The organism is Neisseria sp. P0014.S002, assembly GCF_051958295.1.
GTDB classification, from domain to species: Bacteria; Pseudomonadota; Gammaproteobacteria; order Burkholderiales; family Neisseriaceae; genus Neisseria; species Neisseria flavescens_B.
The window spans coordinates 430,922-455,087 of record NZ_JBQCVO010000001.1; the positions used below are offsets into that span (position 1 = coordinate 430,922).

The 24,166-nt window shown below is 47.8% G+C and carries 23 protein-coding genes and 1 tRNA gene; 4 read left to right on the plus strand and 20 right to left on the minus strand.

Translation table 11 applies throughout. The features are described 5' to 3' along the window. Positions 1-78: 78 nt before the first annotated feature. The 12 genes from sucD to sdhC form a co-directional block, all read right to left on the minus strand. Positions 79-969 carry a succinate--CoA ligase subunit alpha gene (gene sucD / locus ACTHSX_RS01995; RefSeq protein ID WP_002221113.1) on the minus strand — a complete coding sequence of 297 codons (891 nt, stop codon included), beginning with the start codon at positions 967-969 and terminating at the stop codon, positions 79-81. 10 nt (positions 970-979) lie between these two features. Further along, a complete protein-coding gene (gene sucC, locus ACTHSX_RS02000) occupies positions 980-2,146 on the minus strand; it encodes an ADP-forming succinate--CoA ligase subunit beta (RefSeq protein WP_440376452.1) in 1,167 nt (388 codons plus the stop codon). Positions 2,147-2,217: 71 nt separating this feature from the next. Beyond that, on the minus strand, positions 2,218-2,505 hold the full coding sequence (locus ACTHSX_RS02005) for a hypothetical protein (protein ID WP_002213751.1): 288 nt from the start codon (positions 2,503-2,505) through the stop codon (positions 2,218-2,220). Positions 2,506-2,629: 124 nt separating this feature from the next. Further along, on the minus strand, positions 2,630-4,063 hold the full coding sequence (gene lpdA, locus ACTHSX_RS02010; protein ID WP_440376451.1) for a dihydrolipoyl dehydrogenase: 1,434 nt from the start codon (positions 4,061-4,063) through the stop codon (positions 2,630-2,632). A 259-nt stretch (positions 4,064-4,322) separates the two neighbouring features. Beyond that, positions 4,323-5,504, minus strand: a complete 1,182-nt coding sequence (gene odhB / locus ACTHSX_RS02015; RefSeq protein WP_002235707.1) for a 2-oxoglutarate dehydrogenase complex dihydrolipoyllysine-residue succinyltransferase — start codon at positions 5,502-5,504, stop codon at positions 4,323-4,325. 99 nt (positions 5,505-5,603) lie between these two features. After that, positions 5,604-8,432 (minus strand): 2-oxoglutarate dehydrogenase E1 component, encoded by a 2,829-nt coding sequence (locus tag ACTHSX_RS02020; RefSeq protein WP_063075930.1) that lies wholly within the window; start codon positions 8,430-8,432, stop codon positions 5,604-5,606. A gap of 209 nt (positions 8,433-8,641) precedes the next feature. Continuing rightward, on the minus strand, positions 8,642-9,925 hold the full coding sequence (gene gltA / locus ACTHSX_RS02025; RefSeq protein WP_070591354.1) for a citrate synthase: 1,284 nt from the start codon (positions 9,923-9,925) through the stop codon (positions 8,642-8,644). 124 nt (positions 9,926-10,049) lie between these two features. Further along, on the minus strand, positions 10,050-10,298 hold the full coding sequence (locus ACTHSX_RS02030) for an FAD assembly factor SdhE (protein ID WP_003678830.1): 249 nt from the start codon (positions 10,296-10,298) through the stop codon (positions 10,050-10,052). A 3-nt stretch (positions 10,299-10,301) separates the two neighbouring features. After that, a complete protein-coding gene (locus tag ACTHSX_RS02035; RefSeq protein ID WP_003678833.1) occupies positions 10,302-11,009 on the minus strand; it encodes a succinate dehydrogenase iron-sulfur subunit in 708 nt (235 codons plus the stop codon). A gap of 119 nt (positions 11,010-11,128) precedes the next feature. Then, positions 11,129-12,892 (minus strand): succinate dehydrogenase flavoprotein subunit, encoded by a 1,764-nt coding sequence (gene sdhA, locus ACTHSX_RS02040; RefSeq protein ID WP_003686011.1) that lies wholly within the window; start codon positions 12,890-12,892, stop codon positions 11,129-11,131. Between the two features lie 2 nt (positions 12,893-12,894). Beyond that, positions 12,895-13,236 (minus strand): succinate dehydrogenase, hydrophobic membrane anchor protein, encoded by a 342-nt coding sequence (gene sdhD, locus ACTHSX_RS02045; RefSeq protein ID WP_070591356.1) that lies wholly within the window; start codon positions 13,234-13,236, stop codon positions 12,895-12,897. Further along, on the minus strand, positions 13,230-13,607 hold the full coding sequence (gene sdhC / locus ACTHSX_RS02050) for a succinate dehydrogenase, cytochrome b556 subunit (protein ID WP_440376450.1): 378 nt from the start codon (positions 13,605-13,607) through the stop codon (positions 13,230-13,232). Before sdhC ends, sdhD begins: the two co-directional genes overlap by 7 nt. Before the next feature lie 463 nt (positions 13,608-14,070). Between sdhC and ACTHSX_RS02055 the strand changes: the two genes are divergently transcribed. Then, entirely contained in the window at positions 14,071-14,454 is a 384-nt protein-coding gene (locus tag ACTHSX_RS02055; protein ID WP_063075928.1) for a YkvA family protein, read from the plus strand. 84 nt (positions 14,455-14,538) lie between these two features. On the opposite strand, the gene ACTHSX_RS02060 is transcribed toward ACTHSX_RS02055, so the two are convergent. The 4 genes from ACTHSX_RS02060 to dapF all read right to left on the minus strand — a co-directional run bounded on the left by ACTHSX_RS02060 (position 14,539) and on the right by dapF (position 17,682). After that, positions 14,539-15,039, minus strand: a complete 501-nt coding sequence (locus tag ACTHSX_RS02060; protein WP_371444493.1) for a membrane lipoprotein lipid attachment site-containing protein — start codon at positions 15,037-15,039, stop codon at positions 14,539-14,541. Positions 15,040-15,193: 154 nt separating this feature from the next. After that, positions 15,194-16,126 carry a cysteine synthase A gene (cysK, locus tag ACTHSX_RS02065; RefSeq protein WP_283121182.1) on the minus strand — a complete coding sequence of 311 codons (933 nt, stop codon included), beginning with the start codon at positions 16,124-16,126 and terminating at the stop codon, positions 15,194-15,196. Positions 16,127-16,231: 105 nt separating this feature from the next. Then, positions 16,232-16,834 (minus strand): hypothetical protein, encoded by a 603-nt coding sequence (locus ACTHSX_RS02070; protein WP_204788228.1) that lies wholly within the window; start codon positions 16,832-16,834, stop codon positions 16,232-16,234. Continuing rightward, positions 16,831-17,682 carry a diaminopimelate epimerase gene (dapF, locus tag ACTHSX_RS02075; RefSeq protein ID WP_440376449.1) on the minus strand — a complete coding sequence of 284 codons (852 nt, stop codon included), beginning with the start codon at positions 17,680-17,682 and terminating at the stop codon, positions 16,831-16,833. The genes ACTHSX_RS02070 and dapF overlap by 4 nt, the downstream gene beginning before the upstream one ends. 180 nt (positions 17,683-17,862) lie before the next feature. Between dapF and ACTHSX_RS02080 the strand changes: the two genes are divergently transcribed. Together ACTHSX_RS02080 and ACTHSX_RS02085 are read left to right on the plus strand one after the other, a co-directional pair. Continuing rightward, on the plus strand, positions 17,863-18,354 hold the full coding sequence (locus tag ACTHSX_RS02080) for a NemA protein (RefSeq protein WP_440376448.1): 492 nt from the start codon (positions 17,863-17,865) through the stop codon (positions 18,352-18,354). Between the two features lie 139 nt (positions 18,355-18,493). Continuing rightward, positions 18,494-18,569, plus strand: a tRNA-Asn gene (locus ACTHSX_RS02085). A 259-nt stretch (positions 18,570-18,828) separates the two neighbouring features. Here ACTHSX_RS02085 and ACTHSX_RS02090 read toward each other — a convergent pair. The 3 genes from ACTHSX_RS02090 to dnaX all read right to left on the minus strand — a co-directional run bounded on the left by ACTHSX_RS02090 (position 18,829) and on the right by dnaX (position 22,011). Further along, complete coding sequence (locus ACTHSX_RS02090) at positions 18,829-19,395, minus strand: hypothetical protein (protein WP_440376447.1); 567 nt, start codon at positions 19,393-19,395, stop codon at positions 18,829-18,831. A 189-nt stretch (positions 19,396-19,584) separates the two neighbouring features. Beyond that, complete coding sequence (locus ACTHSX_RS02095) at positions 19,585-19,920, minus strand: YbaB/EbfC family nucleoid-associated protein (protein WP_003678854.1); 336 nt, start codon at positions 19,918-19,920, stop codon at positions 19,585-19,587. Positions 19,921-20,010: 90 nt separating this feature from the next. Then, on the minus strand, positions 20,011-22,011 hold the full coding sequence (gene dnaX / locus ACTHSX_RS02100; protein WP_440376446.1) for a DNA polymerase III subunit gamma/tau: 2,001 nt from the start codon (positions 22,009-22,011) through the stop codon (positions 20,011-20,013). Between the two features lie 198 nt (positions 22,012-22,209). On the opposite strand from dnaX, the gene ACTHSX_RS02105 reads away from it, so the two are divergent. Beyond that, positions 22,210-22,923, plus strand: coding sequence for an aldose epimerase family protein (locus tag ACTHSX_RS02105; RefSeq protein WP_440376445.1), 714 nt, complete (start codon positions 22,210-22,212; stop codon positions 22,921-22,923). Positions 22,924-22,983: 60 nt separating this feature from the next. Here ACTHSX_RS02105 and mltB read toward each other — a convergent pair whose 3' ends face one another. After that, positions 22,984-24,063, minus strand: a complete 1,080-nt coding sequence (gene mltB, locus ACTHSX_RS02110; RefSeq protein WP_250579108.1) for a lytic murein transglycosylase B — start codon at positions 24,061-24,063, stop codon at positions 22,984-22,986. Positions 24,064-24,166: the final 103 nt, after the last annotated feature.

The following is a 24,166-nucleotide window of genomic DNA, read 5'->3' on the forward strand; positions in this document are numbered from 1 at the left end:
AAACAATCCAATGGAATTTAAAAAAGGCCGTCTGAAAACTTCAGACGGCCTTTTCAATTCAGCTTAAAGACTTAAATTTTATGCCAAACCTTTTGCTTTCAACACTTCCAGCATGGTAGTACCCAACTCGGCAGGGCTGCGGGTGTAAGCGATACCGGCTTTTTCGAAAGCGGCGAATTTTTCTTCGGCAGTACCTTTACCACCAGAAATAATCGCACCGGCGTGGCCCATACGTTTGCCTTTAGGAGCGGTAACACCAGCGATGTAACCTACGACAGGTTTGGTTACGTTGGATTGGATGTATTCGGCTGCTTCTTCTTCCGCAGTACCGCCGATTTCACCGATCATGATGATGGCGTCGGTATCTGGGTCTTCTTGGAAGAGTTTCAGTGCGTCGATTTGGTTCATACCAGGAATCGGGTCGCCGCCGATACCGATACAGGTTGATTGACCCAAGCCCAGTTTAGTGGTTTGTGCCACGGCTTCGTAAGTCAATGTACCGGAACGGGAAATAATACCGATGCGACCTGGAGTGTGGATGTGGCCCGGCATAATGCCGATTTTGCACTCGCCTGGAGTAATCACGCCTGGGCAGTTAGGGCCGACCAAGCGGGTACCGTTGCCGTTGGTTTCCAAGTAACGTTTGGCTTTGAGCATGTCCAAAGTAGGCACGCCTTCGGTAATCACAACGACCAAGCCTACGCCTGAATCAACGGCTTCAACGATTGAGTCCAAAACAAACGGAGCTGGAACGTAAATTACAGATGCGTCCGCGCCGGTTTCTTTAACGGCTTCTTTCATGGTGTTGAACACGGGCAGGTTCAGGTGGGTTTGACCGCCTTTGCCTGGGGTAACGCCGCCAACAACTTTAGTGCCGTAAGCCAGAGCTTGTTCGGAGTGGAAAGTACCGTTTTTACCGGTGAAACCTTGAACCAATACTTTGGTGTCTTTATTAATCAATACGCTCATTCTTTTCTCCTTAGGCGTTTACGGCTGCAACAATTTTTTCGGCTGCGTCATTCAGGCCGTCTGCAGAAGTCAGTTTCAGACCTGATTCGTTCAGGATTTTCGCGCCGAGTTCGGCGTTGTTACCTTCCAAACGAACAACGACAGGAACGTTGACGTTGATTTCTTTAACGGCTGCCACAATAGCTTCCGCAATCATGTCACAACGTACGATACCGCCGAAGATGTTGATCAATACGCCTTTAACGGATTTGTCTTCCAAAATCAGTTTGAACGCTTCAACCACGCGGTCTTTGGTTGCGCCACCACCAACGTCCAAGAAGTTGGCAGGTTGGCCGCCTTTGAGTTTGATGATGTCCATAGTGGCCATCGCCAAACCTGCACCGTTCACCATACAGCCGATGTTGCCTTCCAGGGCAACATAGTTCAGGTCGAATTCGGAAGCTTTCAGCTCACGTTCGTTTTCTTGGGATTTGTCGCGCAATTCAGCAATTTTTGGCAGGCGGTAGAGCGCGTTGCTGTCGATACCGATTTTACCGTCCACGCAAGCCAGTGCGCCGTTTTCGCGAACTGCCAGTGGGTTTACTTCAAACAGGGCGAAGTCGTTTTCGACAAACGCTTTGTACGCGCCGGTCATCAGTTTGACGAACTCGTTGATTTGCTTGTCTTTCAAGCCCAGTTTGAACGCAACTTCGCGAGCTTGGCAAGGTTGCAGGCCGACCAGCGGATCAACGGTTACTTTGAAGATTTTTTCAGGAGTTTCGGCAGCAACTTTTTCGATTTCCACGCCGCCTTCGGTAGAGGCCATGAATGTAATGCGGCGGGTAGAACGGTCAACCACTGCGCCCAAGTACAGCTCGGTTTGAACAGGATACATGTCTTCGCAAACCAAAACGCTGTTGACAGGTTGGCCGTTGGCATCGGTTTGGTAAGTTACCAAGTTGGTGCCAATCAGGCTTTCAGCCACTTCTTTAGCTTCTTCGCGGCTTTTAACGACTTTTACGCCGCCCGCTTTACCGCGGCCGCCGGCGTGTACTTGTGCTTTGACAACAGCGAATTTGCCGCCCAATTTGTCGTAAGCTGCAGCGGCTTCTTCGCCGTTGTGTGCCAAAATACCGCCTTGTACGGGCAAACCGTAGCTAGCCAGCAGTTCTTTAGCCTGATACTCGTGTAAATTCATGGATTTCTCCTTAAGGTGAGTGGGTTTTAGGAATCGCCCTGCGGCCAATCCCATATTTTCAGACGGCCCTACTATTTACTGAAGGGCAACCACATCCGCGCCAGCAGATACATGGCTGCACCGCCTCCACCGAGAATAAAAAAGACGATGCCTTTTTTACGCGAATTCGGGCAGAGCAGATAAACGGCAAGGCTGAAACTGATAAACAACAATGCCACGCGCCAAACCAATTCTTTATCTTTGAAACGGTTGAGCGTATAAGTTTCGGTCATCATCACATACATCTGCCACAATGCGGCCATACACATGCTGATAATGCCCATCGGTATAAAGAAAATACCGACTATTTCTTTGTTCATAATGAATGTAAATGCTGTTTGTTTGTCTGACGGAATTATAAATCAGAAAACGGAGCTCTCGGAACATTCAATTTGTCGAAGGCCTTAAGGCCGTCTGAAAAATTTCAGACGGCCTTAATATCTATCAACCGTGCAAAGCGCGTTTGTCGGCCGCCAATGCAGCTTCGTGAACCACTTCGGACAAGGTTGGGTGGGCATGGATAATGCGGGCGATGTCTTCGCTGCTGGCGAAGAATTCGAGCGCAGTCACGCCTTCGGTAACCAATTCGCTGACAACCGGGCCGATCATGTGTACGCCCAAGATGCGGTCGGTTTTGGCATCTGCCAACACTTTAACCGTACCTTTGGCTTTGCCCATTGCCAATGCGCGACCGTTTGCACCGAAACCTGAAGTACCTTTTTTGTACTCCACGCCTTCGGCTTTGAGCTGCTCTTCGGTTTTACCCACCCAAGCGATTTCAGGGTCAGTGTAAATAACAAACGGTACGTTGTTGAAGTCGATATGCGGTTTTTGACCGGCAATGCGCTCGGCAACGGCAACGCCTTCGTCGCTGGCTTTGTGTGCCAACATCGGGCCGCGAACCACGTCGCCGATTGCCCATACGTTAGGCAGGTTGGTACGGCATTCGCCATCTACTTTGATAAAGCCGCGTTCGTCTTTTTCCAAGCCTACGGCTTCGGCGTTCAGGCCTTTGGTGTTTGGAATACGGCCGATGGCAACGATCAGTTTGTCAAATACTTCGGTTTTGGCTTCACCGGCGGCAGTTTCGTAAGCAACGGAAACGCCTTTGCCTTCAGATTTGATATCGCCGATTTTCACGCCCAATTCAATGTTCAAGCCTTGTTCTTTGGTGAAGTATTTGAAGGCTTCTTTGGCGATTTGTTGGTCGGTGGCAGCCAGGAAGGTCGGCGCAGCTTCAAGAATGGTAACTTCTGCGCCCACGCGGTTCCATACGGAACCCATTTCCAGACCAATCACGCCGGAACCGATCACGCCGAGTTTGGCAGGCACTTCGGTCAGGTTCAATGCGCCTTCGTTGTCCAATACGTTCACGTTGTCGATAGCAACTTGTGGCAGCGGACGCGGTACGGAACCGGTCGCTACGATGACGTGTTTGGCTTCGATAACGGTTTTCTCGCCTTTGTTATCAACTTCGATTTGGTAAGCATCGCCATTTTTACCGGCAAAGGAAGCAGTACCAAACAAGCTGGTTACTTTGTTTTTTTGGAACAGGAATTTTACGCCGCCGGTCAGCTTGGTCACGATGGCATCTTTGCGCTCAATCATTTTGGCCGCATCGAATTTTATGTCGCCGACAGTGATACCGTGTTCTGCAAAATCGTGTTGCGCAGCGTGGAAATGTTCGCTCGATTGCAACAGGGCTTTGGAAGGGATACAGCCTACATTCAAGCAAGTACCGCCCAAGGCAGGGGCATCGCCAGCTTTGTTGACGCCTGCATCGACGCAAGCGGTTTTGAAACCCAGTTGTGCAGCACGGATGGCGGCAACGTATCCGCCCGGGCCTGCACCAATCACTACTACATCATATTGAGACATCGTGTCATCCTTTGCTTTTGGCAGTATCTCAAAATAAAAACGATACTTTGTGTTTCTTTTTTATTTTGAATGACTGCGTTTTGATGGTTTTAAGAAAAGGCCGTCTGAAAGTCCATATCTGTCGATTCATTCGAATCAAATGTTTCAGACGGCCTCAATCGTTCGTTGAGCCTATTGTAGCACGATACTACATTACGCTACATCTAAATAAAAATTCAGACGGCCTTTTCATTAATAAATAAAAGGCCGTCTGAAACGATTACAGATCCAACAACAGGCGGGCTGGGTCTTCCAACGCGTCTTTAATGGCTACCAAGGTCAATACAGCTTCGCGGCCGTCAATGATACGGTGGTCGTAAGACAGAGCCAGATACATCATTGGACGGACAACAACTTGGCCGTTTTCAACCACAGCGCGCTCTTTAGTGGCGTGCATACCCAAAATCGCAGATTGAGGCGGGTTGATGATCGGGGTAGACATCATAGAACCGAAAGTACCGCCGTTGGTAATACTGAATGTACCGCCGGTCAGATCTTCGATAGCGATTTTGCCGTCTTTGGCTTTTTTCGCATAATCAACAATTGCTTGTTCGATGTCGGCAATGCTCATTTGGTCGGCATCGCGCAAGATAGGCACAACCAAACCGCGTGGGCTGCCAATCGCGATACCGATGTCGAAGTAGCCATGGTACACGATGTCTTTGCCGTCAACAGAAGCATTCACAACCGGGTATTTTTTCAGGGCGGCAACCGCGGCTTTAACGAAGAAGGACATAAAGCCCAGTTTTACGCCGTGTTCTTTCTCGAATTTTTCTTTGTACTTCGCACGCAAGTCCATGATTGGTTTCATGTTGACTTCGTTGAATGTAGTCAGAATAGCGTTTTCTTGTTGAGAAGCCAAGAGGCGTTCTGCAACACGGGCACGCAGGCGGCTCATTGGTACGCGTTCTTCAGGACGTGCGCCGGCAGGAAGTGTAACAGCAGGAGCAGCAGCTGCGGCAGGTTTGGCAGCGGCATTTTGTACGTCTTCTTTCAAGACGCGACCGTCACGGCCGGAGCCTTGCAATGCGTTTACGTCAACACCGGTCTCGGCAGCCAGTTTGGCAGCGGCAGGCATAGCGGCGTTGTTTTGTGCGGCAGCAGGAGCGGCGGCTGGGGCAGCTTCGGCAGGCGCGGCGGCTGGGGCTTCAGCAGCGGCAGTAGCAGCTGTATCGATACGAGCCAAAACTTGGTCGGCAACAACGGTTTCACCGTCTTGCGCTACGATTTCAACCAATACGCCGGCTTGTGGAGAAGGTACTTCCAAAACCACTTTGTCAGTTTCGATATCGATCAGGATTTCGTCACGGGCAACTGCTTCGCCAACTTTTTTCTTCCATTCCAAGAGCGTGCCTTCAGATACGCTTTCAGACAGCATAGGTACTTTTACATCAATAATCATTTTGTGTCTCCAATGGCCCTTTCAGACGGCCTGTTGTGTGTTTTTAATTCTGCATATGGGCATTCCGCCTGAGCAGCCTCAGACGGAATGCTGCTTGGCTTACAACGCTAAAGCGTCTTCAACCAATTGTTTCAATTGAGCAATGTGTTTGCTTGAGTAGCCCACTGCAGGCGAAGCGCTGCTTGGACGACCGGCATAAGACAGTTTTTGCTCTTCGCTGATAACGTCTTCGATGCGGTGGCGGATTTGGTAGAACGCACCTTGGTTTTTCGGCTCTTCTTGTGCCCAAACCACAGATTTTGCGTTCGGATATTTCGCCAGTTCAGCTTTAACCTCGTCGTATGGGAACGGATACAGCTGCTCAACGCGGACGATAGCAACATCATCTTCCAGTTTACGCTCAGCACGGCCAGCTTCCAAGTCATAGTAAACCTGACCGGCACACAATACCACGCGTTTCACGCTGTCGTTGCTTGCACGTTCTGCGGTATCGCCGATAACCGGACGAAAAGTCGAACCTTCGGTGAAGTTTTCCAGCGGGCTCATTGCACCTTTGAAGCGCAACAGGCGTTTGGACATGAAAATCACCAGAGGTTTACGGTATGAACCCAAGACTTGACGTTGCAAGATGTGGAACATTTGCGACGCTTCAGACGGCATGATGACTTGCATATTGTTCTCAGAACACAGTTGCAACCAACGTTCTACACGTGCAGAAGAGTGTTCAGGACCTTGACCGTCGTAGCCGTGCGGCAGGATGGTGGTCAGACCGCACAAACGACCCCATTTGGTTTCGCCTGAAGACAGGAATTGGTCAATAGTCACTTGTGCGCCGTTGGCGAAGTCACCGAATTGAGCTTCCCAAATGGTCAGCTTGTCAGGAGCGGAGCAGGCAAAGCCGTACTCGAACGCCATCACGGCTTCTTCGTTCAAAATGGAGTCGATAACCAGGAACTCGCCCATGCCTTCGCCCATATGACGCAGAGGAACATAAGTACCGTCGTCCCATTTTTCACGGTTTTGATCGTGCAATACTGCATGACGGTGTGAGAATGTACCGCGGCCGGAGTCCTCACCAGAGATACGCACACCATGACCTTTAGTCAGCAGGCTTGCGTATGCCAAGGTTTCGGCCATACCCCAGTCGATGGCTTGTTTGCCTGATGCCATTGCTTTACGCGCTTCAATCACACGTTTTGCAGTCGGATGCAGGGCAAAGCCTTCCGGTACGGCGGTAAACTTCTCGGTAAGACGCTCAATATCGGCGGCAGGCAAACCGGTTTCGATGTGTTCGCGCCAATCTTTGCCTTGGTATTTGCTCCAATCGATTTGCGTACGTTGGAAGTTGCTCAAAGTTGTTTGTTCAACATGTTCGCCTTTGTCCAAAGCATCACGGTAAGCTTGGATGTAACCGTCAGCCTCAGCTTGAGTTACCACGCCTTCGGCAATCAGTTGTTCGGTGTACAAAGCACGCGCACCTGGGTGTTGCGATACTTTTTTGTACATCATCGGTTGGGTCAAGGTCGGATCATCGCCCTCGTTGTGGCCCCATTTACGGTAACAGACAACGTCAACCACGATGTCTTTATGGAATTTTTTGCGATAATCCAAGGCAGCTTGGATGGCAAAGCAAACGCGTTCAGGATCATCGCCGTTCACATGGATAACCGGAGCAGAAACCATTTTCGCGATATCGGTACAGTGTACGGTAGAACGGGTATCGCGGGTATCGGAAGTCGTAAAGCCGATTTGGTTGTTGATCACGATGTGAACAGTACCGCCGGTGGTATAACCGCGTGTTTTAGACAGGTTGAATGTTGCTTGGTTAACACCCAAACCGATAAATGCGGAGTCACCGTGAATCAATACCGGCAAGACTTTATCGCGACCGTTTTCGCCCAAACGTTTTTGTTTGGCGCGCGCAGAACCTTCCACTACCGGGTTAACAATTTCCAAGTGTGACGGGTTAAATGCCAAAGAAACGTGCATCGGGCCGTGTGGCGTAGCGATGTCGGAGCTGAAGCCCATGTGGTATTTCACGTCGCCGCTAGGCAATTTGATTTCGGCACGGCCTTCAAACTCAGCGAACAAATCGCTGGGTTTTTTGCCCAAAATATTCACTAAAACATTCAGACGGCCACGGTGTGCCATACCGATGATGACTTCTTCCACGCCGTCTTTACCGGCGTTTTGAATCAGGTAGTTCAAACCGGCAATCGCGCTTTCGCCGCCTTCTACACCAAAGCGTTTTTGGCCGACATATTTGGTATGCAGGTAGCGTTCCAGAGTTTCGGCAGCAGTCATTTCTTTCAAGATACGGCGTTTTTGTTCAACGTTGTAGCTTGGAGTAGACAGTACGCTTTCAAAATAATTGCGAACCCAGCGGCGCTCTTCGGTATTTGGAATGTAGATATACTCTACCGCGATATGGCCACAGTAGGTTTGCTTGAGGTTGCTGATGATTTGGGACAGAGGCAGTTTGCTCTGACCGGAAAAATCGCCCTCGCCCATATTGAACTGAAGCGCCATGTCGGCATCTGACAGACCGTGGAATTTAGGATCGAGAGCTTCAATATTTTGAGGAGGAATACGTTTGAGCGGATCAAGTTGGGCTGCACCCACGCCTTGGATACGATAGGCAGAAATCAGTCGCAAAACGCTGACCTGCTTTTTCATCATTGCCTCATCCACACCGCCTGCGACGGCTGCGGCAATTTTCTTTTTAGCCAAAGTGGCAAATGATTCACGAATCGGTGTATGGGCAACATCGACAGCGACTGCGCCCGGCTGTTTACTCAAATCGGTAAAGTACTGTTTCCATTTTTCATCGACAGATTCCGGATTATCCAGAAACTTTTCATACAACTCCTCGATGTATGGCGCATTAGAACCAAACAGATAAGAGAAATTGAGTTTTTCGTCCATCATGGCGTGAGCTCTTTTCTTTAAAATATAAACAAAGGGTAGAATCCCGTGTTCTCCGAACGGAATTCAGGCCGTCTGAAATGACACTTTATTCTACCCTATTTCAAATCAAATTACCTGCTATCAACTTAATTAATTACGACCAACCTCATTGAAAACGGCAATTCGATTTTTTCAAACGACTTTTCAACAATATATTAATGTATTGTCTATTAGCGTTTATCTACCGGAACGTAATCGCGACGTTCTGCACCGGTATACAGTTGACGTGGGCGACCGATTTTCAGTGCCGGATCGCTAATCATTTCATGCCAATGAGAAATCCAACCTACACTGCGCGACAATGCAAAGATAACGGTAAACATTTCAGTTGGAATGCCCAATGCGGACAAGACGATACCAGAGTAGAAATCGACGTTTGGATACAGCTTGCGTTCAACAAAGAACGGATCTTTCAGTGCAATTTGTTCCAATTCCATAGCCAGCTTGAATTTAGGACTGTCTTCCAAGCCTAATTCTTTCAAGACTTCATAACAGGTTTCGCGCATGATGTTGGCTCGTGGGTCCATATTGCGGTATACGCGGTGACCGAAGCCCATCAGACGGTATTTACGTTGTTTCACACCTTCCATGTATGCGGCAACATTAGATACATCACCGATTTCGTCCAGCATCTTCAACACAGCTTCGTTTGCACCGCCGTGTGAGGCACCCCACAGGCAGGCGATACCGGCAGCGATACAGGCAAATGGGTTCGCACCAGAAGAGCCGGCCAAACGTACAGTCGAAGTAGAAGCGTTTTGCTCGTGGTCGGCATGCAAAATAAAGATGCGGTCGAGCGCGCGAGCCAATACTGGATTAGGTTTGTATTCCTCACATGGTGTCGCAAACATCATGTGTAAGAAGTTTTCAGCATAGGAAAGGTTATTTTTTGGATAATTGAACGGCAGACCGTTGGAATAACGGTAACACATTGCCGCAATTGTCGGGATTTTGGAGATTAAGCGGTAAATCGCAATTTTGCGGTGTTCCGGATTGGCAATATCCAAGCTGTCTTGGTAGAAAGCAGACAAAGCGCCAACCACGCCAACCATCATCGCCATCGGGTGCGCATCGCGACGGAAACCGCGGAAGAACCAAGTCAACTGCTCATGCAGCATAGTATGGCGGCTGACTGTGGCATCAAATTCTTTTTTCTGTTCAGGGGTTGGCAGTTCGCCATAAATCAACAGATAGCAAACTTCCAAGTAATCGGATTTTTCGGCCAGCTGCTCAATAGGATAACCACGGTAATACAACAGACCTTCATCGCCATCAATATAAGTGATTTTGGATTCGCAACTTGCAGTTGACACAAACCCGGGGTCGAAGGAAAACAGACCTGTATTTTTTGTCAACGCACGGATATCAACCACATCATGGCCGATACTTGCTTCCAATACTGGCAGTTCCAAGGTCTCTTGATTTGGGGTGGTGAGCTTGACTGATTTAGACATTCTTAAACTCCTTTGTAAGTTGGGGCTTTCGTTGCCGCCCAAGCGGCACGGTCCTTTTTTTCAGACGGCCTCAGTATGGAAAGAGCTTGTTCGGATTGGCATCGCAAACAAGCTCTATAATACGTCATGCCTGTCTGATTTTTTCAAGCATGGGAATCAGGTGTTTCTTGTCCGTCGCCGAATGTCCGTTAATCAAGGCAAGCAACTCTTGGTCTTGAAATTCGAGGATTTCGGAAAATTCGGACAACTCCTGATCACTCAGGTGCTCGAATTCTTTTTCCATAAACCTGCCGAAGATTAAGTCTAATTCCAACAATCCTCGGCGGGTTTGAAAACGGATTTTCCGTTTGGCAATATCGTCAAAAACCATCATTTCTTAAACGGCTCGTTTCAACATAATCTCTTTAATCTTACCGATGGCTCGGGTCGGATTCAAGTGTTTAGGACATACGTCTACGCAGTTCATAATGGTGTGGCAACGGAACAAACGGTATGGGTCGTTCAGATTATCCAAACGCTCGTTAGTGATGGTATCACGGCTATCTGCAATGAAACGGTAAGCATTCAGCAAACCGGACGGGCCAACGAATTTATCAGGGTTCCACCAGAATGACGGGCAGGCAGTCGAACAGCAGGCGCACAAAATACATTCGTACAAACCGTCCAACTCTTTACGCTCTTCCTGAGTTTGCAGACGCTCTTTGTCCGCATCGATAGGGTTATCGTTGACAACGTAAGGTTTGATGGAGTGATATTGTTTGAAAAATTGGGTCATATCCACAATCAGGTCACGGATAACAGGTAGGCCTGGCAGAGGACGGATTTTAACCGGCTGTTTCAGGCTGCGCAGATCGGTCAGACATGCCAAGCCGTTTTTACCGTTGATGTTCATACCGTCGGAACCGCAAATACCTTCGCGGCAAGAACGGCGGAAAGACAATGTATCGTCTTGTGCTTTCAGGCGCACCAAAGCGTCCAAAAGTTTAACGTCGGTTGGTTCCAACTCCAACTCGTAACGTTGCATATAAGGCTTGGCATCAACGTCCGGGTTGTAACGGTAAATTTCAAAACTCATTTTTTCCATGAGAAGTGTTCCTTTTCTCATAAACTGCCCAATGATTTTGTATTATGAATTCAAGCAGTTCAATGTGGGTATGGTTAGGTTTCAGACGGCCTTTAAGATAAAGGCCGTCTGAAAACTCATCAATAAACGCGTTTAGCCGGTTTGATGTATTCCACGCTCAAAGGCTTGGTATGTACCGGTTTGTAAGACAAAGTATTAGTATCTGAATGATACAGGGTATGTTTCATCCAGTTTTCGTCATCGCGCTCAGGATGGTCGTCTGACGCGTGCGCGCCGCGTGATTCTTTACGCGCTTCGGCGGACACCAAAGTCGCTTTCGCTACTTCAATCAGATTATCCAATTCCAAAGCTTCGATACGCGCGGTATTCCACACTTTGCTCTTGTCTTTGATTTCAGTACGTTTCACGCGCTCGGCAATCGCCATGATTTCTCGAACGCCTTTGCTCAGAATCTCATCGGTACGGAACACACCAGCGTGCAGTTGTACGGAGCGTTGCAGTTCGCGACGCAATGCATCAACGTTTTCACCATCGGTTTGGTTGTCCAAACGCTCGATACGTTGGCGGGTCAATTCACCGGCATTAGCAGGCAGAGGTTTCCAGTCGCTTTGCTCTTTGATGAATTTAATCATGCTGTCGCCGGCAGCTTTACCAAATACCACCAAGTCCAACAGGGAGTTAGTACCCAAGCGGTTCGCACCGTGTACAGAAGCACAAGCGCACTCACCTGCCGCATACAGACCTTTTACAGGTACTTCGTAATCTTCACCTTGCGGAACAACAACTTCGCCATGATAGTTGGTCGGAATACCGCCCATCATGTAGTGGGTAGTCGGCACAACAGGAATCGGGTCTTTAATCGGGTCGATACCGGCAAACTGAATGGAAATCTCGCGAATACCCGGCAGTTTTTCCATAATTTTTTCTGCACCGATATGGTCGATTTTCAGCAATACGTGGTCTTTGTTTTTACCGCAACCGCGACCTTCGTAGATTTCCATCGCCATCGCACGGGAAACCACGTCACGGGAAGCCAAGTCTTTTACGGTTGGAGCGTAACGTTCCATAAAGCGTTCGCCATCGGCATTCAGCAGAATACCGCCCTCACCGCGCACACCCTCGGTAATCAATACACCTGCACCGGCCACACCGGTCGGGTGGAATTGCCAGAACTCCATGTCTTCCAACGGAATACCTGCACGGGCACAAATACCCAAACCGTCACCAGTATTCATATAAGCATTGGTAGAAGAAGCATAAATACGACCGCCGCCACCGGTAGCAAACATCACAGCTTTAGCGTGGAAAATATAAACTTCGCCGGTTTCCATTTCCATGGCAGTTACACCGACTACGTCGCCGTTTTCATCACGAATCAAATCTTGCGCCGTCCATTCTACAAAGAATTGTGTATTGGCACGGACGTTTTGTTGGTACAAAGTATGCAACATCGCATGACCGGTACGGTCGGCAACCGCACATGCACGTTCTACTGCGCGTTTACCGTGTTCGGCAGTATGGCCGCCGAAAGGACGTTGGTAGATTTTGCCACTTTCCACACGGTCGAAAGGCATACCCATGTGTTCCAACTCAATTACGGCTTCAGGCGCTGCGCGACACATAAACTCAATCGCATCTTGGTCGCCCAACCAGTCGGAACCTTTCACAGTATCGTACATGTGCCAATCCCAACGGTCTTCCTGCACATTACCCAATGAAGCAGAAATACCGCCTTGAGCCGCTACAGTATGAGAACGGGTTGGGAACACTTTAGACAAAACAGCACAATTCAGACCGGATTTAGACAATTGGAGGGCTGCACGTAAACCTGCACCACCACCGCCAACAATCACGGCATCAAACTTGCGAACAGGAAAACCCATATTTACCCCCAAATTACTTTAACTGAATACACCAAGCAGCCTACTAACCAGACGATGGTGGCAACTTGTAAAAACAAACGTACGCCGAAAGGCTTAATGTAGTCCATCCACAAATCGCGGATACCTACCCATGCATGCAGGAATACAGCCAAGAAGCTCACTTGGGTAAATATTTTCACCCAGGTCTGATCAAAAAATGCCTGCCATGCCGAATATTCTTTAGGCAACGTAAACAAAACAACCAAAAGAACCACGGTATACACCAGCATGATGACCGCAGTTGCACGTTGCATTGCCCAATCGCGCAAACCGTAATGCGCACCTGTCAATTTACGCTCTACCATAACAAAGCTCCCAAAACGACGGTCAGAATCAAAGCGGAAGCAAATACAACTTTAGCAGTAGCACGGGCAGTATTTAATTCCAAGCCTTTATGCACATCCAAAAACAGAAAGCGGATACCGGCCAAAAAGTGGTGCATATATGCCCACAACAGACCGATAAGAATCAGCTTCACAAACGGATTGGAGATAGCAGAACGATATGCTTCAAACGACGCTTCGCGATCCAGCGTTCCGGAGAAGAAATACAAGAGAACAGGCAGCATCACAAATAAGCCGACGCCGCTGATACGGTGAAGAATAGATACAATCCCCGGTATGGGCAATCGGATATTCGGAATTTCCAAAAATACCGGGCGTGATTTGGCGGACATGGTCAGTTCCTCTAGATTTATTATCAGCTCAAAACCTATAGCTCAGCACTACAATAAGCTACATAAACCATAATTTACCTGTTTTATCTCATTTTGAACAGTGCAATTTATGAATGCTCTAATGATTTTTACCAAAAGGCCAATAAAATCAAATAATCATTCTTAGATTTTTTTTTGTGTGATTCGCCTTTTTTGTTACTTTCCTGCAATTAAGCCATCTCCCCCATCAAAGCACTTACGATAACATCATTATGATTTGAGAATTGTATCTATTATGAGATAAATTCTCACTCTTGATACCTAATCTTTACAAAGTCATAAACCATTCTTAACTTATTACCATTGCATTATCACCACTACTCTTACATAGTTATACATTCAAAGACATTTCATTCATTCCTAGATGGACTAAAATACAGTGCAATACCAATAATGTTTCCATACCTTATAAGGAGGCTGTATCATGACACACTCCCCTCATCAAAACACACCCAATCCGGAAGACTACATCCCCTCCTTCCGTCGCCGAAACTTGGACACATCCGGTTTTATGAAAAAACTCGGACGCTTTGCGGGCCGTCTGGGCAAACCTGTCGTCCGTCAACTTTATGCACTTTATTACCTTTGGGAATCCGAACACACGCCCAAACGGGCCAAAATGATTATTGTCGGCGCACTGGTTTATTTCCTCAGCCCTATCGACAGCATTCCCGACCTTCTGATTCCATTTGGCTTCAGCGATGACATTGCCGTCATTGCGTTGGTTTATTCTCAAATGAAAAACTATCTGACCGAAGATATTCAAGAGAAAGCCCGTCAAGCGGCTGACAAGCTGTTTGGTTCTTAATTGGATAAAGTTCGACTACACATATATAAATATAAGAAGAAGGCCGTCTGAATATTCAGACGGCCTTCTCGGTTTATGACTTTTTTATTTCAAAGGTTGCATACCCATAACTTCCATCAGGAAGTTGGTAAACGCAGGATTGCTTGGCTTGGTATCCATGTTTTTCCAACGTTGCTGCCAACCGCGCAAAGCACCTTGGATGTACTGTTTGGATTGCTCGGTAGTAATTTCACCACGTTGACTGTCAACGGCAGAACGCAGATAAACTTCGTACATACTGTCATCGACGGAGTTGCGTCCTACTTGTTGGATACGGAAGCGGTTCAAATATTGGGCAGCCTGGACTTTGGTCAGACTACCTTGGCTCACTTGGGTACTCAAGCGACGTGCTTCATCATGAATCTTGGAAACATCTGCCCAATGCGAAGGAGCCAAATGATAACCGGTAGCTGAAACTTGTGAATCAGCCTTAGGTTTCTTGACGTTGGTTGGTCGAACTGGCACTTCTTTCAATGTTGGAACATAAATCGATTCACAACCGGCAAGTGCCGCCACAGCAAGGATAGGAAGAATGTATTTTTTCATAATGCGCATTATAAGCATGATTCGTTGAAGAAACCAGCTTTTGAATAACGGTATTCAAAGCTCATTAACTGAATTACAACAGATTTCATACGATATCTCAAGCTCATACGCAAAAAAGGCCGTCTGAAAACGGCCTTTTAACAACAATCCTATATTATGCCAAATCTGCAAACAGAGGCGTAGAAAGATAGCGTTCGCCATACGATGGCAACAAGACAACAATCAGCTTGCCTTCGTTTTCAGGTTTTTTAGCCAGTTGCAATGCGCTCCATACCGCAGCACCGGAAGAAATACCTACCAAAATGCCTTCTTTTTCAGCCATAGCGCGCGCAGTTTCAAATGCTGCTTCGTTAGGTACTTTGACAATGCTGTCGTAAATAGCCGTATTCAAAACACTGGGGATAAAGCCTGCGCCCAAACCTTGAATCGGATGCGGGCCTTTTTCACCACCACTCAATACTGGAGAAGCTTCAGGCTCGACGGCCACGATTTGAACTTCGGGTTTGTGTTTTTTCAATACTTCGCCCACGCCGGTAATCGTACCACCTGTACCCACGCCGGCCACGAAAATATCAACTTGGCCGTCTGTATCACGCCAAATTTCTTCGGCAGTAGTTTTGCGGTGAACTTCAGGATTAGCCTCGTTATCAAATTGGCGCGGCATAAAGTAAGTATCTGGATGTTCGTCAACCAAAGACTGGGCTTTAGCGATAGCGCCTGCCATACCTTCGGCAGCCGGTGTCAAAATCAGCTCTGCACCGAATGCACGCAGCAGCATTTTACGTTCTTTACTCATGCTTTCAGGCATAGTAATCGCCAATTTATAACCGCGGGCCGCACACACCATTGCCAAACCGATACCGGTATTGCCGCTGGTCGCCTCAACGATAACGGTATCTTTATTGATTTTACCGGCCTGCTCCGCCGCTTCAATCATGGCTTCGGCAATACGGTCTTTCACGCTGCTGCCCGGATTGAAAAATTCAAGTTTAACGGCGATTTGCGCTTTCAAACCCTCGGTCAAACGATTCAATTTCACCAAAGGGGTGTTGCCGATCAGCTCGGTAATATTATTTGCAATTTTCATTTCCTGCTCCAGATTTAGATGTGATATAGCCTGCATATTAAACTCAGGCCGTCTGAAAAACCAATATCGAATATTTCTTTCATTATAACTTTTAGTTTGGATAAATTAATATCCGCCCCGTTCAAAAATCAAAGCCATGGCAACCACAGCCTGCATGACAACCGCAACCAACCAACCCATTTGCAGCTGAGTGGCACTAAACAAAGCCGCCGACTGCCTGCACACGACCACGCGGTGCAGATAAAACACCAGCATCAACACTCCCTGCAAAACAAACCAATAAATCGGTTTCAAGGCATAAATTTTCAGCAAGGCCGCCCATGCGAAAACCGCGCCTGCCAATGGCAAGATGAAATAAACCACGCCTGCCAAGAAAACAAAAGCCAAAGTCATGACAACATTGGAAACGGCAAATAAGGTTAAACCGGCATATTCACCTGCCGACCAAAACTTTTTGTCTTCCGTTTTACTGCAGTCATCGATAAAGAAGAAAATACTGGCGATTGTCAGATAAAAATGAGGGATGAACAAAGGGCCTGTATGCGTAAAGCCCCACATTCCGGGTAGCAAGCGCGCGCCCAGTGCCGAAATCCCCAGCCACAACAACACCGCAGCCCAAAGCCATTGAAACCGCTGCGCGCGAAAAATAAATGCCAACGATACCGCAGCATACGCGATGGCAAACCAAAAATCCAAAGAAACCATCATGAATACTGCAACTCGCCTTCAAAAACGGTTTCAGCAGGGCCGGTCATTTGCACATCGCCACCTTCTTCCCAACTGATAAACAATTCGCCGCCAGGCAGAGTAACACGCACAGGCGCACCCGCTTTCAGCAAGCCATTGCGCACGCCGGCCACCACGGCCGCACACGCTCCAGTGCCGCAAGCCTGAGTTTCCCCCACCCCGCGTTCAAACACGCGCAGGCGGACTGACAATTCATCTTCAACCTGTAAAAAACCGACATTGACCCGTTCAGGGAACTGCTCGTGCGATTCAATAGCGCTGCCCCAATACTCCACCGGCGCAGTCTCAACATCATCAACCAAAATCACCGCATGCGGATTACCCATATTCACGCAGCTTACCGGTACAGATTCCAAACCGACCAAGACAATATGTGTCAGCGCATCTTTATTTTCACCATGTGCAGGCACAAACGGAATTTCAGACGGCATGAAACGCGGTTTACCCATATTGACGGTAACCAAACCGTTATCCAACAGCTTCGGTACAATAATCCCTTTGGCCGTTTCGACCAAGATTTCCGTTTTATCCGTCAAACCCTTATCCGTGACAAAACGCGCAAAACAACGCGCACCATTGCCGCACTGCTCTACTTCCCGGCCATCGGCATTGAAAATGCGGTACCGAAAATCGACCGCATCAGAAGAAGGCTTCTCCACTACCAAAAACTGATCAAAACCCACGCCGCGATAGCGGTCTGCCCATTGGGCAAGCGGTGCAGCCAACGGATCAAAGTCCTGATTGATGGCATTGACCACCATAAAATCATTGCCCAAACCGTGCATCTTCGTAAATTTCAAAGTTTTCATTATTCATTCACATTCTTATTAAATCATTATTTCGGCACATTCTACACCAGAATGATATATTCGTTCCTATCTTGTTTTTCAGACGGCATTGAGCCCTTTTACCAATACTAACACCAGCCACCCTACAAAAATACTATACTTCCAACATTACAAACATTTCTTATTACAAGGATACACATTATGAAAAAAGTTCTCTTACCTGCCCTTTTGGCCGCTTCACTCAGCGCATGTACAGTCGGCACACCCGGCGTTTCCGTCGGCTTGGGCGTCGGCACCAGCATCGGCCGCCATGTTGGCTTGGGTACATCCATCAACATCCCTGTCGGCTTGGACAAAACCAAAACCACCAAAGACACAGATTCAGACGGCATCCGTATCTCAGAAGAACAAATCGTGACCTATTTTGATGCGCACGGTACACCCAGCAACAGCGCAGTCAAAGGCGGCTTCCATCGCCAATTGATCAGCAAACGCAACAACGAATATGTCGTCCAAGACTTTTACAGCGACAACAACCAAAAACGCACGGACCCCTACGTCCTCAGCCGCAACCAGCTGATGCAGTTCCGCGCCACGCCAAGCAACGGCTCGTTAACCACTTACGCCTACAACGGCACCGTGATGCAGCAGCAAGTGTTCCAAAACGGCAAATTGGTTAACGCCAAATACTAAAGGCCGTCTGAAACGGCTGGAAAGCATGTGAAACTTGATTACAAAATATTTTTAACATTCAAACATTTGAAATATTTTGCACCATTTTCTTAAAAATATTGATTGACACATTTTTTCCAGCCATTATAATACGCCCCATTCCCCGATAGCTCAGTCGGTAGAGCGACGGACTGTTAATCCGCAGGTCCCTGGTTCGAGCCCAGGTCGGGGAGCCAAATTTTAAAAGCCTGAACTTCTGTTCAGGCTTTTTTACATCAATCAGGAACGATTGTTCTTTCCCAAAGAAAGCCCTGAATCCTCATAAGACCTTTGCCAAGGTCTCTATCCACCAAACTGGCACGCCTTGCGCCCTACTCACTTCGTCTGGCGAACAGGTGCAAACAACCCGAAACCTTTTTCAGTCAGGTTTCGGGCTGTTTCGTTTTGGAATAAACGGCATCTTTTCAGACGGCCTTGTCCATCAAACTTGGCACATCATTTCACACACGGATTGTCTAAAACGACCGAGACATGGCGTTCGGCTTTGTTCATATACGTCATGTGGACTTTCTTGCCTTTGAATTCTGCTTCGATGACGGATTCCAACGAGACAACATCTTGGGGAAAACTGAATTTTTTGTCATTTGCAGCAATGAATTTGACGGGTTTGTCGCGAAATAGCGAGTAGAACGACACGCCTTTATTATCTGCGGTCACGGCGCATTGCGTTTTGCTGTCGGTGGCGATGACTGAGGAAAGCGTATGGGGCTTGTGGGTACGGTCGGCGAAGGTGGTGTAGGAATCATACGATCCTAAGCTAGTCCTTAATACGAAGGTATTGCCAAGCCACTCATGGCTAGTCCTGTCTTCGGGAAGATTTTTCTCGATGGCTTTTTTGCCTGCAAAGAAAGAGCATTCTTTGGTTTTGTGGTTGCAGACTTTTTTAACGCTGAACTGTTTATCCGGAGAAATAATGACGGTTTCGGCGGCAAAGCTGTTTGCGCTTGCTGCGGCGAAAATACAGCTTAAAAGAAGTGAGCGGATAGGAAGAGACGGTTTCATTTTGTTTGGTGTATCGGTTGGTTTTTAATATTGATTGAGCGGATTTGAATGCAATAAACACTCAATATGCCTGCGGCAGAATAACTGCCAATATGTTGATTTCAATCTGCAGAACAGATAATCCAAAGGCCGTCTGAAAACTGCTTTTTCAGCGTTTCAGACGACCTTTGTTTGCTTTGCAGCGCGGGTTTAGCGGAAGAAGTCGCCCATACCGGCAGGTAGGCCTTGGGTAAACGCACCCATGGTTTTATTGGTCGTTTCTTCGGCTTTTTCAGAAGCGGCATTGATGGCGGCCAATACCAAATCTTCCAGCATTTCTTTGTCGTCAGCGGCTTCTTGAATCAAATCAGGGCTGATTTCAAGTTTGCGGACAACGTGTGAACACGTCATCACCACTTTTACCAAACCATTGCCTGCTTCGCCTTCAACTTCAGTTTCAGCCAGCTTGGCTTGTGCTTTTTTCATGTTTTCCTGCATTTGTTGCGCCTGTTTCATCAGGCCGCCTAATCCGGCTTTTCCGAACATGTTTTACTCCTATGGGTTTGAATAAATGGGTTTCAGTCATGCCGTCTGAAAAACGCTCTTGCCTTTCAGACGGCCTTGTATATCGGTATTTTAAGAATGCCCTGCCAATTCTAAAGAATCCGGCAGCCATTGTGCTTCAAAGGTTTGTAAGATTTTCTGCGCCGTTGTATCTGCTTCCAGCAAATCTTGTGCCTGCTGCCGCCCTTCTTCTTGAATACGTTTGCGACGCATAACCGGCGTTTCCCAGCCTTTATCATCCTGCCAAGGCTCGGTTTGCAGCCTTAAATTGCCAAGATGGTAGGCCTCGCTCAACGTCTGGCAGATTTTATCCAGTCGCTCTTTATTGGCAGTGGCTTTGGCCTCATCCGTCAACGACAGCATGATTAATCCTGCTTCCGCAGCATAACTCGTCCATGCCGCATTTTGCGCCAACATCTGCGCCGCGCCTAACTTACGGGCGAAGCGTTCGATGATGCTGTGCCAATTCTCTGTTTTAAACTCAGGCAAAGGAGCAAACTGAAGCTCTTCTTCATCTCCCTCCTCTTCTTCAGGCTCAGCAGACGCAACCGGCTGCGGTACTTCCATCACATCAGCACGGTGTGAATCTTCATATGTATATGCTTCATCAAAATACGGAGGTGGAATTTCCTCATCTATGTGCGGATATTCTTCCGGCTCAGGGGCCGTCTGAACTTTTGCAACAGGCAATGGCTCCGCAGTTTCTTGCATTTGCGCCGTTTGAGTTTGAGGCGGCTCAGCCGATACTTGGCTCGGCATTTCCTCCCAAGGCGGTACATCCGCCTGTTGTTGAGCAGACTGAATAGTTTCTTCAGACGGCCTTTCAAGGGTATCCTGTTTGCTCGGAACAGCTTCTTTCTCAACCGCCGGTGCTGCTATCGGCTCAGATTTCGGCAGCTGAAAAGGCTTTTTTTCGGCCTCAGCTTTCTGATGATCGGAATGCAAATCCGTGTGTTCAATTTGACTTTGCGTATCGCAACCCGAAGCGGCTAATGGCGCAAATGCAAGCATGCGCAAAAGTGTCATGACAAAACCGGCATACTCGTCCGGAGCCAGCGGCAAATCCTGTTTTCCATGAATAGCACATTGATAATAAAGCTGAATCTGCTCGCCACTCAAAGCCTGACTTAATCGCAGCAAAGTTTCACGTTCAGGGTCATCATTCGCTAAGGCGGAAGGAATGGTTTGAATCAAAGCCAAACGTTGCAACAGCATGGCCAATTCTGCCAATGCGCTGTCAAAACCAATCGCTCTGGCAGACATTTCCTGAGCTTTTTCCAGCAAAGCCTCACCGTTTTGATTGATGATTCCTTCAAGCAACTCAAACAAGTATTGTTTATCGACCGCTCCGATCATTTGGCGGACATCTTGTTCGGCCACTTTACCCGAACCCATGGCAATCGCCTGATCCAAAAGACTCAACGCATCGCGCATCGAGCCGGCGGCGGCACGTCCTAAAAGCTGCAAAGCCTGCGGCTGATAAGGTACATTTTCACGATCCAGGACATGTGCCAAATGCTCGGCAACCTGTTGGGTTGTCATGTTGCGCAACACAAACTGCAAACAGCGGCTCAATACGGTAATGGGAACTTTGTGCGGATCGGTGGTCGCCAAAATGAATTTAACGTGTTCAGGCGGCTCTTCCAAAGTCTTCAGCATGGCATTGAACGCGCTTTTGGAAAGCATATGCACTTCGTCGATGATATAGACTTTGTATTTACCCGCAGTCGGCGCATATTGGGCGTTTTCCAACACTTCGCGGATATTGTCGATACCTGTATTCGATGCCGCGTCGATTTCCAATAAATCCACATAACGGCCGCTGTCGATTTGCGTACAGCTTTCACACTGACCGCATGGCTCGCCATGCACGGCATTTTCGCAGTTCAAACTCTTGGCCAAAATCCTGGCAATCGTGGTCTTACCCACACCGCGCGTCCCTGTCAGCAGATAGGCATGGTGCAGACGGCCTTCGTCCAGCGCGTTGCGCAGGGCTTTGACGACGTGTTCCTGACCGACCAAATCGGCAAAGGTTTTCGGACGCCATTTTCGTGCAAGAACTTGATAAGCCATGTTGTTTCTCTACGGGAAATAAATCGGAAGGCCGTCTGAAAAGAATTATCCGCTCTTCAGACGGCCTCAGAAAATGGCATATATTCTAGCATTTTTTTGATTTTTATTAAGGATTTTCTATCGAGCCTACAGCGACAGCATGTCATCGCAATGTTAGAATGCTACACAAATGATAAACAATTTGAAGCTCAAATCATTATGCCTGAAATCATACTACGCAACCAATCAGCCACTATGCAAGTCAATACAATGGGCGGATATATTGACTCCCTGATTCTAAAAGGACGGGAAGTCTTATTTCCGAAAACCAGCGTCCACGTGGGCGATGACACAAAATTACGCGGCGGCATGCACGTCTGCTTACCCCAATTCGGACCGGACAGTAAAAATCATCTGGCCCAACATGGTTTCGGCAGAACTTCAGACTGGAAAATCCGCCATCAAAATGAATCGGATATCGGCTTGAAATTAATCAGCACAGAAAAAGGCTATGAACACGTCGAATGGTTGCTTGATTACAGCCTGCCTAACGAAAATGAAGCCATCGCCATCCTAACCGTCTGCAATTACGGCGAATCGCCCGTCCGCACATCCCCGGGATTCCACCCCTACTTTACCGCCGTCGGTACACAATTTGATTTCAACGGCGCCCCATACGATGCCGACTATATCTCCCATACCAAATTTGTTTCCTCCGACCAGGATGCACACGTTGCATTTGACGGCTTGAAACTGGATATCCGCACCCACAATCTGCCTGTGTATGCCCTCTGGAGCGATCGAAACGGCCAATATACTTGTGCAGAGCCAACCGCAGAAGGCAATGCGTTTTTATCCCCTGCACGAGGCGGACAGTTTGTTTCAGGGCACAGCAAAAAACGTTACGCCATGAAAATCAGACTGACAGCTTAAAATGTTCTGTAAAAAAACCAAATACTTAAAAACCACCCCAAAGGGTGGTTTTCTTATGCCTCACAGGCCATTGTTATTGATTGCATTCGCAATATCGCGTACCGCTGTTACATACATACGGCTGTGATTGTATTGCCATACAGTGTAGAAGTTATTCAGGCCCAAATAGTATTCAAATACGCCTGGACTCGTTTCCAAAGCATACAACACAGCCTTTTCATTATCCGCAACAGCAGCTTGAGGCACCACACCCAAAGCTTTGAAATCTGCGACAGTGCGCGTCAAGGCAGTCTTCTCATCGATAATCGCCTGCAAGTGCGGAGTAATCGTCAGACTTACCGGCACAACCATCTTACCGCCTGTCTGCCAGCCATGCTGCTTCATATAATTGGCGACAGAAGCCGCCACATCGCCGACATTATTCCAAATATCGCGATGACCATCCCCATCATAGTCTACCGCCCATTTACGGTAGCTTGAAGGCATAAATTGCGGCATACCCATTGCACCGGCATAGCTGCCTTTGAAGTCAAAGACATTTTCTTTTTCTTCTTTTGCCATCTGCAGAAGTTCGCTCAACTCGTTTTGGAAAAACTCGGCACGGCGAGGATAATCAAAGGCCAATGTACTCAAGGCATCGGCAACACGGAAGCTGCCCGTATTTTTGCCGTAATTGGTTTCGATACCGAGAATTGCCACAATCAATTCGGCAGGTACGCCGTATTTGCGTGCCACATCATCGATTACGGCACGGTTTGCCTCATAGAATTGTCTACCGCCATTAAATTTGGCCGCACCAGAGTTACCCGTGCGGAATTCATACCAAGGACGCGAAGTGCTTGGGCGGTACATAATGGTAATAATGTTGCCTTTATACACCACGCCATTAAAGAAATTGCGCAATTCTTCCGCACTGAAACGGCGGTTTTTCACTTCATATTGGATAAACTGCTGAACGTTGACGTTCTCATTGAAACCGCTGCTGGCAACAGATTCAGCCGCAGCATCAAATACAGGGCGTTTTGCAGAGGAAACAGGTTCAACCGGTTTTGCCGTATCAACCGCAGGCTTTTGCGGGGTACTACATGAAGCCAGAGCCAAAGCAGCCAGACCCATCCCAAAGATTTTGATTTTATTCATAAATAATCTCTTTATTAAAATACTATGATAAATCCGAATACGAAAGAATATTCGTCCAACACATTATCTCTCTATGCCAACCGCCATACTTTTTAATCAGCCA

What these genes read in the sequence shown, in the direction of transcription:
- sucD (WP_002221113.1), bottom strand. Translation starts at nt 969, where the DNA reads ATGAGCGTATTGATTAATAAAGACACCAAAGTATTGGTTCAAGGTTTC.
- sucC (WP_440376452.1), bottom strand. Translation starts at nt 2,146, where the DNA reads ATGAATTTACACGAGTATCAGGCTAAAGAACTGCTGGCTAGCTACGGT.
- ACTHSX_RS02005 (WP_002213751.1), bottom strand. Translation starts at nt 2,505, where the DNA reads ATGAACAAAGAAATAGTCGGTATTTTCTTTATACCGATGGGCATTATC.
- lpdA (WP_440376451.1), bottom strand. Translation starts at nt 4,063, where the DNA reads ATGTCTCAATATGATGTAGTAGTGATTGGTGCAGGCCCGGGCGGATAC.
- odhB (WP_002235707.1), bottom strand. Translation starts at nt 5,504, where the DNA reads ATGATTATTGATGTAAAAGTACCTATGCTGTCTGAAAGCGTATCTGAA.
- ACTHSX_RS02020 (WP_063075930.1), bottom strand. Translation starts at nt 8,432, where the DNA reads ATGATGGACGAAAAACTCAATTTCTCTTATCTGTTTGGTTCTAATGCG.
- gltA (WP_070591354.1), bottom strand. Translation starts at nt 9,925, where the DNA reads ATGTCTAAATCAGTCAAGCTCACCACCCCAAATCAAGAGACCTTGGAA.
- ACTHSX_RS02030 (WP_003678830.1), bottom strand. Translation starts at nt 10,298, where the DNA reads ATGATGGTTTTTGACGATATTGCCAAACGGAAAATCCGTTTTCAAACC.
- ACTHSX_RS02035 (WP_003678833.1), bottom strand. Translation starts at nt 11,009, where the DNA reads ATGGAAAAAATGAGTTTTGAAATTTACCGTTACAACCCGGACGTTGAT.
- sdhA (WP_003686011.1), bottom strand. Translation starts at nt 12,892, where the DNA reads ATGGGTTTTCCTGTTCGCAAGTTTGATGCCGTGATTGTTGGCGGTGGT.
- sdhD (WP_070591356.1), bottom strand. Translation starts at nt 13,236, where the DNA reads ATGGTAGAGCGTAAATTGACAGGTGCGCATTACGGTTTGCGCGATTGG.
- sdhC (WP_440376450.1), bottom strand. Translation starts at nt 13,607, where the DNA reads ATGTCCGCCAAATCACGCCCGGTATTTTTGGAAATTCCGAATATCCGA.
- ACTHSX_RS02055 (WP_063075928.1), top strand. Translation starts at nt 14,071, where the DNA reads ATGACACACTCCCCTCATCAAAACACACCCAATCCGGAAGACTACATC.
- ACTHSX_RS02060 (WP_371444493.1), bottom strand. Translation starts at nt 15,039, where the DNA reads ATGAAAAAATACATTCTTCCTATCCTTGCTGTGGCGGCACTTGCCGGT.
- cysK (WP_283121182.1), bottom strand. Translation starts at nt 16,126, where the DNA reads ATGAAAATTGCAAATAATATTACCGAGCTGATCGGCAACACCCCTTTG.
- ACTHSX_RS02070 (WP_204788228.1), bottom strand. Translation starts at nt 16,834, where the DNA reads ATGATGGTTTCTTTGGATTTTTGGTTTGCCATCGCGTATGCTGCGGTA.
- dapF (WP_440376449.1), bottom strand. Translation starts at nt 17,682, where the DNA reads ATGAAAACTTTGAAATTTACGAAGATGCACGGTTTGGGCAATGATTTT.
- ACTHSX_RS02080 (WP_440376448.1), top strand. Translation starts at nt 17,863, where the DNA reads ATGAAAAAAGTTCTCTTACCTGCCCTTTTGGCCGCTTCACTCAGCGCA.
- ACTHSX_RS02090 (WP_440376447.1), bottom strand. Translation starts at nt 19,395, where the DNA reads ATGAAACCGTCTCTTCCTATCCGCTCACTTCTTTTAAGCTGTATTTTC.
- ACTHSX_RS02095 (WP_003678854.1), bottom strand. Translation starts at nt 19,920, where the DNA reads ATGTTCGGAAAAGCCGGATTAGGCGGCCTGATGAAACAGGCGCAACAA.
- dnaX (WP_440376446.1), bottom strand. Translation starts at nt 22,011, where the DNA reads ATGGCTTATCAAGTTCTTGCACGAAAATGGCGTCCGAAAACCTTTGCC.
- ACTHSX_RS02105 (WP_440376445.1), top strand. Translation starts at nt 22,210, where the DNA reads ATGCCTGAAATCATACTACGCAACCAATCAGCCACTATGCAAGTCAAT.
- mltB (WP_250579108.1), bottom strand. Translation starts at nt 24,063, where the DNA reads ATGAATAAAATCAAAATCTTTGGGATGGGTCTGGCTGCTTTGGCTCTG.